Raw genomic sequence first — 11,187 nt, 5'->3', positions numbered from 1 at the left:
GTTTGCTCTTTGATTTTCGAAGAGTATAAGAAAAATCAGTCCCCTAAAGGAGTAGATTATGAAGTTATTGTCTATCGCCATTCCTAGCTATAATGCTGCAGCCTATCTTCATTACTGTGTGGAGTCGCTAGTGATTGGTGGTGAGCAAGTTGAGATCTTGATTATCAATGATGGGTCTCAGGACCAGACTCAGGAAATAGCTGAGCGTTTAGCTAGCAAGTATCCTGACATCGTTAGAGCCATCTATCAGGAAAATAAAGGCCATGGCGGTGCGGTCAATCGCGGCTTGGCAGAGGCTTCTGGTCGTTATTTTAAAGTAGTTGATAGTGATGACTGGGTGGATCCCCGTGCTTACCTGAAAATTCTTGAAACCTTGCAGGAACTTGAGAGCAAGGGTCAAGAGGTTGATGCCTTTGTGACTAATTTTGTTTACGAAAAGGAAGGTCAGTCTCGTAAGAAGAGTATGAGTTACGAGTCAGTCTTGCCTGTCCAGCAGATTTTTGGCTGGGATCAGGTCGGAAATTTCTCCAAAGGCCAGTATATCATGATGCACTCGCTGATTTACCGGACAGATTTGTTGCGAGCGATCCAGTTCCAACTGCCTGAGCATACTTTTTATGTCGATAATCTTTTTGTCTTTACGCCCCTCCAGCAGGTCAAGACCATGTACTATCTGCCTGTCGATTTCTATCGTTATTTGATTGGGCGTGAGGACCAGTCTGTCAATGAGCAAGTGATGATTAAGCGCATTGACCAGCAACTGAAAGTCAATCGACTCTTGGTAGACCAGCTTGATTTATCCCAAGTGAGCCACCCCAAAATGCGAGAATATCTGCTGAATCATATTGAAATCACGACGGTGATTTCCAGTGCCCTGCTCAACCGAGCAGGCACAGCAGAGCATCTTGCCAAAAAACGGGAGCTGTGGACCTATATTCAGCAGGAAAATCCAGAGGTCTTTCAGGCTATTCGCAAGACCATGCTCAGCCGTTTGACCAAACATTCTGTCTTGCCAGCTCGCAAACTGTCCAATGTTGTCTATCAAATCACCAAATCTGTTTATGGATTTAATTGATATAAGTATTTTATAAGAGGGATTTAAGAAAAATTTTAACTTTTTCTTAGTCCTTTTTAATTTTAGGAGATTATACTAGAGTCATCAAATAAAGAAAAACTCTAAGGAGAACCCTATGAAATTCAATCCAAATCAAAGATATACTCGTTGGTCTATTCGCCGTCTCAGTGTCGGTGTTGCCTCAGTTGTTGTGGCTAGTGGCTTCTTTGTCCTAGTTGGTCAGCCAAGTTCTGTACGTGCCGATGGGGTCAATCCGACCCCTGCTCAAGTTGTACCTGAAGAGACATCGGGAACGAAAGAGGGTGACTTAGCAGAAACTCAGGGAGATACTGTTCTTGCTCAAGCGAAACCTGAGGTCGTTGCTGGAAATACGAACTCACTTTCTACACCTACAGAAGTAACTGAAGTGAGCGAGGAGACAAGCCCTTCTCGTCTGGATACACTTTTTGAAAAAGGTGAAGAAGCTCAAGAAAATTCAGAGCTAGCAGATGTCTTAAAAGAAGCTGTAGATACAGCTGATGTGGATGGGAAACAAGCAAGTCCAGAAGATATTAAAAAAGCTGTCGATGAGGATGTTAAAGACAGTATCGATGTCCCAGCGGGCTATCTAGAACAAGCCAAAGCTTCCGGTCCTTTCTTGGCTGGTGTAAACAAACCGCTTAAATATGAACTTTTCGCAGGAGATGGTATGTTGACTCGTCTCTTGCTCAAAGCATCTGACAAGGCTCCATGGTCAGATAATGGTAAGGATAAAAATGAAAAAATTCCACCAGTGAAAAATTTACCTGATGGCAAGTATTACTATCAAGTATCTTTGAATGGTAACACTACAGGTAAGCAAGATCAGGATTTATTAGATACACTTCGTACTAATGGTACAAATACCTATGAAGCTACCCTGACTGTCTATGAAGCAGCCGGTGATAAACCAAATTTGAATAAGGTTGTCAAGGAACGTAAAGTCAATATTACCTTGAACGGTCTTGTAACAAGAAGCGATGTCAAATCTGCAGTTAAAAACAACATCAAAGACAGTATCGATGTTCCAGCAGCCTACCTAGAAAAAGCCAAGGGTGACGGTCCATTCACAGCTGGTGTTAACCATGTGATTCCATACGAACTCTTCGCAGGTGATGGCATGTTGACTCGTCTCTTGCTTAAGGCATCTGACAAGGCTCCATGGTCAGATAACGGCGACGCTAAAAACCCAGCCCTATCTCCACTAGGCGAAAACGTGAAGACCAAAGGTCAATACTTCTATCAAGTAGCCTTGGACGGAAACGTGGCTGGCAAAGAAAAACAAGAACTCATTGACCAGTTCCGAGCAAACGGCACTAAAACCTACAGCGCTACAGTCAATGTCTATGGCAACAAAGATGGTAAAGCAGATTTGACAAATGTCGTAGCAACTAAACAAGTCACTATTAACATAAACGGTTTAATTTCTAAAGAAACAGTTCAAAAAGCCGTTGCAGACAACGTTAAAGACAGTATCGATGTTCCAGCAGCCTATCTAGAAAAAGCCAAGGGTGAAGGTCCATTCACAGCAGGTGTCAACCATGTGATTCCATACGAACTATTCGCAGGTGATGGCATGTTGACTCGTCTCTTGCTTAAGGCATCTGACAAGGCTCCATGGTCAGATAACGGCGACGCTAAAAACCCAGCCCTATCTCCACTAGGCGAAAACGTGAAGACTAAAGGTCAATACTTCTATCAAGTAGCCTTGGAAGGAAATGTAGCTGGCAAAGAAAAACAAGAACTCATTGACCAGTTCCGAGCAAACGGCACTCAAACTTACAGCGCTACAGTCAAAGTCTATGGCAACAAAGATGGTAAAGCAGATTTGACAAATATCGTAGCAACTAAAAAAGTTACTATTAAGATAAATGTTAAAGAAACATCAGACACAGCAAATGGTTCATTCTCATCTTCTAACTCTGGTTCTGGCGTGACTCCGATGAATCATAATCATGCTACAGGTGCGACTCATCAAACAGCTGCTGACCATAAGGATATGATGGCACCAGCCAAAGAGACTGATAAAGCAATGCCAGCAAATGACCAAATGGAAAAATCAGGTATGAAGACTGAGACTCCAGCTCCAAGTACTACAGATAGCATGCCTGCTGACACCATGACAAGCTCTACCAATACGATGGCAGGTGAAAACATGGCTGCTTCTGCTAACAAGATGGCTGATACGATGATGTCAGACAAGATGATGTCAGATGATAAAGCAATGCTACCAAATACTGGTGAAGCTCAAACATCAATGGCAAGTATTGGTTTCCTTGGGCTTGCGCTTGCAGGTTTACTCGGTGGTCTAGGTTTGAAAAACAAAAAAGAAGAAAACTAATCAGCTAAGGAAATAAATGATGGATAGTGGGCTGACTAAGGCTAGTTTACCAACTCAATCAGCAATCAGGACTTTCTTTCAATAGCAGATTAAAATCATCGTAAAACAATAAAAATAGTGTTATACTTAAAGCAGTATAGCACTGTTTTTATCAAAGGAGAGACAGATGGGAAAGACAATTTTACTCGTTGACGACGAGGTAGAAATCACAGATATTCATCAGAGATACTTAATTCAGGCAGGTTATCAGGTCTTGGTAGCCCATGATGGACTGGAAGCGCTAGAGCTGTTCAAGAAAAAACCGATTGATTTGATTATCACAGATGTCATGATGCCTCGGATGGATGGTTATGATTTAATCAGTGAGGTTCAATACTTATCACCAGAGCAGCCTTTCCTATTTATTACTGCTAAGACCAGTGAACAGGACAAGATTTACGGCCTGAGCTTGGGAGCAGATGATTTTATTGCTAAGCCTTTTAGCCCACGTGAGCTGGTTTTGCGTGTCCATAATATTTTGCGCCGCCTTCATCGTGGGGGCGAAACAGAGCTGATTTCCCTTGGCAATCTAAAAATGAATCATAGTAGCCATGAAGTTCAAATAGGAGAAGAAATGCTGGATTTAACTGTTAAATCATTTGAATTGCTGTGGATTTTAGCTAGCAATCCAGAGCGAGTTTTCTCCAAGACAGACCTCTATGAAAAAGTCTGGCAAGAAGACTATGTGGATGACACCAATACCTTGAATGTGCATATCCATGCTCTTCGACAGGAGTTGGCAAAATATAGTAGTGACCAAACGCCCACTATTAAGACAGTTTGGGGGTTGGGATATAAGATAGAGAAACCGAGAGGACAAACATGAAACTAAAAAGTTATATTTTGGTTGGATATATTATTTCAACCCTCTTAACCATTTTGGTTGTTTTTTGGGCTGTTCAAAAAATGCTGATTGCGAAAGGCGAGATTTACTTTTTGCTTGGGATGACCATCGTTGCCAGCCTTGTCGGTGCTGGGATTAGTCTCTTTCTCCTATCGCCGGTCTTTACGTCGTTGGGCAAACTCAAGGAGCATGCCAGGCGGGTAGCGGACAAGGATTTTCCTTCAAATTTGGAGGTTCAAGGCCCTTTAGAATTTCAACAATTAGGGCAAGCTTTTAATGAAATGTCCCATGATTTGCAGGCAAGCTTTGATTCCTTGGAAGAAAGCGAACGAGAAAAGGGCTTGATGATTGCCCAGTTATCGCATGATATCAAGACTCCTATCACTTCGATCCAAGCGACGGTAGAAGGGATTTTGGATGGGGTTATCAAGGAAGGAGAACAAGCCCATTATCTAGCAACCATTGGACGCCAGACTGAAAGACTCAATAAACTGGTTGAGGAGTTGAATTTTTTGACTCTAAACACAGCCAGAAATCAGGCGGATATGACTAGTAAAGACAGCATTTTTTTGGACCAGCTCTTGATTGAGTGCATGAGTGAATTTCAGTTCTTGATTGAGCAGGAGAGAAGAGATGTCCACTTGCAGGTAATCCCAGAGTCTGCCCGGATTGAGGGAGATTATGCAAAGCTTTCTCGTATCTTGGTGAATCTGCTCAATAACGCTTTTAAATACTCTGCTCCAGGAACCAAGCTGGAAGTGGTGGCTAAGCTGGAGAAGAACCAGCTTTCAATCAGTGTAACGGATGAGGGGCAGGGCATTGCTCCAGAGGATTTGGAGAATATTTTCAAACGCCTTTATCGTGTCGAAACTTCGCGTAATATGAAAACAGGTGGTCATGGATTAGGACTTGCTATTGCGCGTGAATTGGCCCATCAATTGGGTGGGGAAATTATAGTCAGCAGCCAGTACGGTCTAGGAAGCACCTTTACCCTCCTTCTCAATCTCTCTGGCAGTGAAAATAAAGCTTAAAACCCCTTTACAAATCTAGCCATTCATGGTAAAATGGATTTTGTGTGAAATATCAGCAGGAAAGCATGAAGCTCGTCAACAGGTGTCTTATGATAAGTAACCTTGGCTGTTTAGGCGAAGGGCATCTGCACGAATCAGGGCTTTCTAAGTGACTATTTCCACCGAAATATTATTTATATCAGGAGGACATTCACATGTCACGTTATACAGGACCATCTTGGAAACAATCTCGTCGCCTTGGCCTTTCACTTACAGGTACAGGTAAAGAATTGGCACGTCGTAACTACGTACCAGGACAACACGGACCAAACAACCGTTCTAAATTGTCAGAATACGGTTTGCAATTGGCTGAAAAACAAAAACTTCGTTTCACTTACGGTGTAGGTGAAAAACAATTCCGTAACTTGTTCGTACAAGCTACAAAAATCAAAGGCGGAATCCTAGGTTTCAACTTCATGCTTCTTTTGGAACGTCGTTTAGATAACGTTGTTTACCGTCTTGGTCTTGCGACTACTCGTCGTCAAGCTCGTCAATTCGTAAACCACGGTCACATCCTTGTTGACGGAAAACGCGTTGATATCCCATCATACCGCGTAACTCCAGGTCAAGTGATCTCAGTTCGCGAAAAATCATTGAAAGTTCCGGCAATCCTTGAAGCAGTAGAAGCTACTCTTGGACGTCCAGCATTCGTATCATTCGACGCTGAAAAATTGGAAGGTTCATTGACTCGCTTGCCAGAACGCGACGAAATCAACCCAGAAATCAACGAAGCACTTGTCGTTGAATTCTACAACAAAATGTTGTAATATTTTATTAAATAAGATAGGCTGTAAAGCCTTGAAATTAAGCACTTTGGGGCGTTTTCCCCTAGTGCTTTTTGATTTCTCTTAGTATCCAGCTATAATCGTCTATACGTAACTAGACCTGTATAGTTCAAAGTGATATAATAGTCTAAAGGAGGTGCTACCATGAATGTTTTAGAAAAAAACACACAGGTAAATTTTAAGACTAACAGAGACTTGTTAGAGAAAGCTAAAGCTATTATCACAGCGCAAAATCTTGATATGACAGCCAGTTTTAACTTGTTTTTAGAACATATTGTAGAAAATAAAGCCTTGCCATTTGAAACTCAAGTAGATAAAGAAAGAGAAGAACTTCTATCAGGGTTGCGTGCTGAAATTGCTCGTAGCTTTGAGGATTTAGAACATGGAAGAACTTACAGTCTTGATGAAGTGAGGGCTAACCTTGGAATTTAACGAGAAGGCATATAGCATCATTATCTCCGAAACGGTACAAGAACAGCTAAGAGGTATTAAAGATTATATCTCAGCTAACTACTTTTCAGAACAGGCAGGAGCAAACACAGTTAAGAATGTTCTTTATGGTTTGGAGCGTCTTGAAGTCTTCCCAGAAGCAGGATTTGATGCTGACGAAAGAGTAGGAGGGATTATATACCCACCCCACAAAACTCGATGCATCATTTTAGGAGATTACCTAGCATTCTATCATATTTTAGAGGACAGAAAAGCTGTCTTTGTATCAGATATTATTCATAGCAAGCAGGACTACATCCGCTTGCTCAAGAAAAAATAGCGCCTATATATGAACTGCACCCCAAAAGTTAGATTTTTTCTGTCTAACTTTTGGGGTGCAGTTCAATTGGAATGTCCTTATTTTTATTATGGGATTGACAAATGAGGTTAAGGTTCAGATCTATGAACTTAGAAAGCAAGTACAAATCTTTAATCAGCTTTCAAAAAGATTTTGTGTAGATGTTTCGGGCTAAGGTATGTGACAAGATGAATTGATCGTTATGGAATAGAGAGTGTTAAAAATGGGAAGAATCGTTACTATTCCCCTGAATTAAAACAAGAAATAATCAATAAAAGCCTATATAATAACAAATGTATTAAAACTAAGAAAGACTTAGCTCAGTGTAATACAGAACCAAATCTTATAGATAAATTATTTGTCTAATTTTTTAGGAATTATATCTCTAAACAATATCATTTAACAATTAAATTGTTAGATCTAGCTTAAATTTCTGGTTTAATTCATTTATTGTATCACTATCATTATATTCCTTAAATATTCTCATAGCTTTAGAACATTCTTTTTTACCTAACTCTATTTGATTAGTTTTTATAAGATAAATACCTTTTAGGAAGAGTAAATAATTCTTTTCAAAATAATATCCTTGTCTGGTCAGTAAATTTTCTAAATCATCTATAAAAAATTGAGCGTTATTTAACAAATTATTTTTTAATAATAATTCTAAATTAAATAAATATAAAGGAATTACTCTATGTGTTCCCATATCTGTTTTTAAAAAATGTCGTGTTTTCTTGATTACCGCTCTATATAATAAGCTTATGGTTTTAGTGTTCATAAAAAACACCGAATTATAAAAAATTTTCAGTTCATACTCCATCCAAGTATCTACCGAAAGCAAATACTTTATTATCTCATTGCATTTAGATGTATTATAAGGAAGATTTACAAGGCGATTAATCTGTTGTTCAGCAATCAATTTTATGTGAAAATTGCATAAACTTCTTTCCTGCTTTTGTTTTAGCTCTATTTTCTTTATTAGTTCTTGTAACAAAATGATATCTGAAGAGTTTACAGCATGTTCTAATTCTTCAAAAAAGCATTCTTTTTTGGAATAATAGCAATGAACTAATTCTTCAAATTCCGAAAATGATATCCCCAGGCGATTTAACAATATGTAAAAATGATCAATAGATAATTTTGTAATCCCATTTTCGAAACGAGAAATAGTTGACTCACTAATCTTATCACAAGCCAAATCTTTAAGACGAAAATTTTTTGAAATACGGATATCCTTTAAAACTGCTCCAAAATTTTCCATAGTATTCCTCTTCCATTTCTGCAAAAAATAAAACCTGTTTTTTTATTTGTGATACGATTATACAAAAATAAAACAGAAAGGACAATATGATTATGAAAAAAATTTTATTGTCATCAGTTGCTTTACTGAGCCTAGTGGCAACACTACCAGTAAATAGTCCAGTTTCTGCTCAAGAATCTATCTCTCCCAAGTCTTATAGTCACTCCAATGGCAGTTGGATTCAATCGAATGGTCGTTGGTGGTATAAACATTCTGACGGTTCTTACACTAAAAACGGGTGGGAAAAGATCAATGAAACCTGGTACTATTTTGATAGTGAAGGTTGGATGAAAACAGGTTGGTTTAATGAGCATGGAAATTGGTATTATCTAGATGCTAGTGGTGCTATGAAAACAGGCTGGTATTTGATTTCTGGTAGTTGGTACTATTTAAATACTAGCGGTGTCATGCAAACTGGCCTACAGACTATCGACGGAAAACAATATTATTTAGCTGACAGCGGTGCTATGCAGACAGGTTGGCACAATATTGGAGATGATACTTATTTCTTTGCTAGTAGTGGAGCAAGACAAACGATTAATCGCCGTGCTTTAGTTCTTGGTGAAACATCAACGAGAGCAGTACCTATCGAAGACGTTAATGCTATGGAAAAGGTTTTTAGCAATCAAAACTTTAGTAACGTTGTTTGTTTCCCTGATAAAACAAAAGCTGAAATTATTGCAAAAATGCAAGAACTGTTTGAATCTTCTAGCGAAAGCGATGTAAATTATCTTTACTTTACTTGTCATGGTGGAGAAGATGGGACGATAGCCATTGGTAGCGATAAAACATCCTTTTCAGGTTGGGAATTGGCATCTATACTGAAACAATATAAAGGTAAGTTTGTGGTTATGCTGGATTGTTGCTATTCAGGAACAATTATAGATGTAGGTAAATCAGATGAAAAGGTTGCCTCCAAGTCTGAAGAAAGATTTGATGAACAAGCATTTTTGGCAGGATTCTCAACAGGAAATCTAGCAAGCAAGAATGGTGAAATGCTTGATTCTAAATTCCTCGTACTATGTGCCTCTTGGAAAGGTGAAAAATCGTATAGTGCAGTCGGAATAGGTAGTCTTGCCACCAGATACTGGGCAATGGGTACAGGTTGGGATTCACTTCAAAATAGAATGATTTCGCCTATGGCAGACACCAATATTAACGGAAAAATCACTTTAGAGGAACTGTATCAATACTCTTATCCTCTAGTCCTTGAAGCTGCATCAAGCAGTAATAAGGAGCAACATGTATCAGTTTATCCAGAAAACAGTCAATTTGTTTTATTTCAAAAATAAGGAGTTAAGAAAATGAAAGTATCAAAAAAAATCACACTATTTGGTTTGTCTCTAGCAGGTTTAGCTTTACTAGCTTTCCCTCATTCAGGAAAGGCATTCGAATTGGAAGAAGAATGGGTTATTAAGGGTGGCGTTTGGTATCAAGATGGCAAAATTCTTCGATTTAACAATGGCCATGAAGTGGATATCAAAGTCTTGGATTTGCCAAAAACTGAGAAAATCGAGTGGACGGTTAGTCTCAATGGTCAAGATCAGACTATCAATTTCCTAGGTCAAGAAAAGGACAAATCTATGGTCGGTACAGAGGGGCGTTACCTGAATTTCTATGTACCTTATGGCTATAGAGGAGATATCAAGGTAGAAGCCAAGAGCGGAAATGAAGTAAAGACCTGGTCCACTAAAGTAGTAGATGATGTATATAATGATGGCGGAAAGAGTGGTTACTTCCGTATTGACGAATCAAATGATCAACACACCTACCTTGATGCAAAATGGGACTATCAAACTAAGACCTACACTGCTACCTTACCAGAGACTCTCAATGGTCAAAAAGTGTTTGCTTGGGAAGACGACTATGTAGAATTGAAACTTCAAAAACCAGGAGTTATCAGTCATTCCTACAGAGGGGGAGGAGCCTTCAAAATACTTTATCCGATTCTAAAAGCAGAAAGCTGGCTAAAAAAGAATTACAGTGAAAAGTGGTACTATCAAAAACAAGGTCAATTAGTTAAAAATGCTTGGGTTAAGGACAAGGGAACTTGGTACTTTATGAATGATAAAGGAGTCATGTTCAATCAAACTTGGCTCTATCAGGGTGGCAACTGGTATGCCTTTAAATCATCAGGAGCTATGATTGCTAGCAATTGGCTATATGATAATAACTCTTGGTATTACCTAAAGGACTCAGGTTCTATGGCGACAGGTTGGATCAAAGATAGTGGATCTTGGTATTATCTAAACAACTCAGGTTCTATGGTAACAGGATGGGTAAAAGATAGTGGATCTTGGTACTACCTTGCTTCAACTGGTAAGATGCTTCACAACACCTATACACCTGATGGTTACTATGTAGATGCCAGTGGCGCTTGGAAATAAATTTTAAACAGAGAAAATCTACTGAGAAGGTAGGTTTTCTTTTTTAGTCAGTGAATAATATATAGTAGATTGAAACTAGAATAGTACATCTGGACTTCTAAAACATTACTAGAAATTGATTTGATTGTCCTGATTGATTTGTCCTATTTTTATTTCATTTCACTATAGAATAAAGTAGATCAGAAATTTAGCAGGGTTATTCTCTTTTACTAACAATCTGCTTACAAAAATTAAACAAGAGTATTTTAAAAATTAGACCCATTGTGAACTTTAGTAGTAAACAAAAATCTGGGAAAAAAGTTTTATAGTCATTTAGTTTTTAAAAAGCGTTCCAAACATTCAAAAATAGTTGGGACTTCCCTTAATAAATCCGTCACTTTCTTTTTCAGGATAGCCCAAGCTTGCTCAATAGGATTCAAATCCGGTGAATATGGCGGTAGAGGTAAGAAAAAGTGTTTATCTTGGATGCAGAGTTCATCCAAAATGTTCTTGGGATGAAAACTAGCATTGTCCATGATAATAACATGAGGTGTCTTCAAAG

Annotated in this window: 10 protein-coding genes and 2 pseudogenes; 10 read left to right on the top strand and 2 right to left on the bottom strand. The window is 38.8% G+C overall.

Annotation, left to right across the window (positions count from 1 at the left end):
* The first annotated feature begins 58 nt into the window (after nucleotides 1–58).
* From HT699_RS08595 to HT699_RS11815, 8 genes and pseudogenes are all read left to right on the top strand, one after another.
* Nucleotides 59–1,075: a glycosyltransferase family 2 protein gene (locus HT699_RS08595; protein ID WP_172934271.1), complete on the top strand. Its 1,017-nt coding sequence runs from the start codon at nucleotides 59–61 to the stop codon at nucleotides 1,073–1,075.
* 115 nt (nucleotides 1,076–1,190) lie between these two features.
* Nucleotides 1,191–3,434: a PavB family fibronectin-binding SSURE repeat adhesin gene (locus HT699_RS08590; protein WP_172934270.1), complete on the top strand. Its 2,244-nt coding sequence runs from the start codon at nucleotides 1,191–1,193 to the stop codon at nucleotides 3,432–3,434.
* A 166-nt stretch (nucleotides 3,435–3,600) separates the two neighbouring features.
* Entirely contained in the window at nucleotides 3,601–4,299 is a 699-nt protein-coding gene (locus tag HT699_RS08585; protein WP_000520643.1) for a response regulator transcription factor, read from the top strand.
* Nucleotides 4,296–5,348: a HAMP domain-containing sensor histidine kinase gene (locus HT699_RS08580; protein ID WP_172934269.1), complete on the top strand. Its 1,053-nt coding sequence runs from the start codon at nucleotides 4,296–4,298 to the stop codon at nucleotides 5,346–5,348. Before HT699_RS08585 ends, HT699_RS08580 begins: the two co-directional genes overlap by 4 nt.
* 194 nt (nucleotides 5,349–5,542) lie before the next feature.
* Complete coding sequence (rpsD, locus tag HT699_RS08575) at nucleotides 5,543–6,154, top strand: 30S ribosomal protein S4 (protein ID WP_000092760.1); 612 nt, start codon at nucleotides 5,543–5,545, stop codon at nucleotides 6,152–6,154.
* 162 nt (nucleotides 6,155–6,316) lie between these two features.
* On the top strand, nucleotides 6,317–6,604 hold the full coding sequence (locus HT699_RS08570) for a type II toxin-antitoxin system RelB/DinJ family antitoxin (RefSeq protein WP_023939238.1): 288 nt from the start codon (nucleotides 6,317–6,319) through the stop codon (nucleotides 6,602–6,604).
* The gene (locus HT699_RS08565) at nucleotides 6,594–6,941 is read left to right on the top strand and encodes a type II toxin-antitoxin system RelE/ParE family toxin (protein ID WP_050261340.1); all 348 of its coding nucleotides are present in this window, start codon (nucleotides 6,594–6,596) and stop codon (nucleotides 6,939–6,941) included. The genes HT699_RS08570 and HT699_RS08565 overlap by 11 nt, the downstream gene beginning before the upstream one ends.
* 88 nt (nucleotides 6,942–7,029) lie before the next feature.
* Nucleotides 7,030–7,241 (top strand): annotated as a pseudogene (locus tag HT699_RS11815) (IS3 family transposase); the annotation flags it as partial.
* 124 nt (nucleotides 7,242–7,365) lie between these two features.
* Here HT699_RS11815 and HT699_RS08560 read toward each other — a convergent pair.
* Entirely contained in the window at nucleotides 7,366–8,220 is an 855-nt protein-coding gene (locus HT699_RS08560) for an Rgg/GadR/MutR family transcriptional regulator (protein ID WP_023932940.1), read from the bottom strand.
* 92 nt (nucleotides 8,221–8,312) lie between these two features.
* Between HT699_RS08560 and HT699_RS08555 the strand changes: the two genes are divergently transcribed.
* Both HT699_RS08555 and HT699_RS08550 read left to right on the top strand, forming a co-directional pair.
* A complete protein-coding gene (locus HT699_RS08555; protein ID WP_172934268.1) occupies nucleotides 8,313–9,551 on the top strand; it encodes a caspase family protein in 1,239 nt (412 codons plus the stop codon).
* A 12-nt stretch (nucleotides 9,552–9,563) separates the two neighbouring features.
* Entirely contained in the window at nucleotides 9,564–10,646 is a 1,083-nt protein-coding gene (locus tag HT699_RS08550; RefSeq protein WP_172934267.1) for an N-acetylmuramoyl-L-alanine amidase family protein, read from the top strand.
* Nucleotides 10,647–10,954: 308 nt separating this feature from the next.
* Here the strand turns inward: HT699_RS08550 and HT699_RS08545 are convergent.
* Nucleotides 10,955–11,187 (bottom strand): annotated as a pseudogene (locus HT699_RS08545) (IS630 family transposase); the annotation flags it as partial.

This window comes from Streptococcus sp. 1055 (assembly GCF_013276815.1).
GTDB lineage: Bacteria > Bacillota > Bacilli > Lactobacillales > Streptococcaceae > Streptococcus > Streptococcus pseudopneumoniae.
This window is presented reverse-complemented; position numbering and strand designations above follow the sequence as displayed.

What these genes read in the sequence shown, in the direction of transcription:
- HT699_RS08595 (WP_172934271.1), top strand. Translation starts at nt 59, where the DNA reads ATGAAGTTATTGTCTATCGCCATTCCTAGCTATAATGCTGCAGCCTAT.
- HT699_RS08590 (WP_172934270.1), top strand. Translation starts at nt 1,191, where the DNA reads ATGAAATTCAATCCAAATCAAAGATATACTCGTTGGTCTATTCGCCGT.
- HT699_RS08585 (WP_000520643.1), top strand. Translation starts at nt 3,601, where the DNA reads ATGGGAAAGACAATTTTACTCGTTGACGACGAGGTAGAAATCACAGAT.
- HT699_RS08580 (WP_172934269.1), top strand. Translation starts at nt 4,296, where the DNA reads ATGAAACTAAAAAGTTATATTTTGGTTGGATATATTATTTCAACCCTC.
- rpsD (WP_000092760.1), top strand. Translation starts at nt 5,543, where the DNA reads ATGTCACGTTATACAGGACCATCTTGGAAACAATCTCGTCGCCTTGGC.
- HT699_RS08570 (WP_023939238.1), top strand. Translation starts at nt 6,317, where the DNA reads ATGAATGTTTTAGAAAAAAACACACAGGTAAATTTTAAGACTAACAGA.
- HT699_RS08560 (WP_023932940.1), bottom strand. Translation starts at nt 8,220, where the DNA reads ATGGAAAATTTTGGAGCAGTTTTAAAGGATATCCGTATTTCAAAAAAT.
- HT699_RS08555 (WP_172934268.1), top strand. Translation starts at nt 8,313, where the DNA reads ATGAAAAAAATTTTATTGTCATCAGTTGCTTTACTGAGCCTAGTGGCA.
- HT699_RS08550 (WP_172934267.1), top strand. Translation starts at nt 9,564, where the DNA reads ATGAAAGTATCAAAAAAAATCACACTATTTGGTTTGTCTCTAGCAGGT.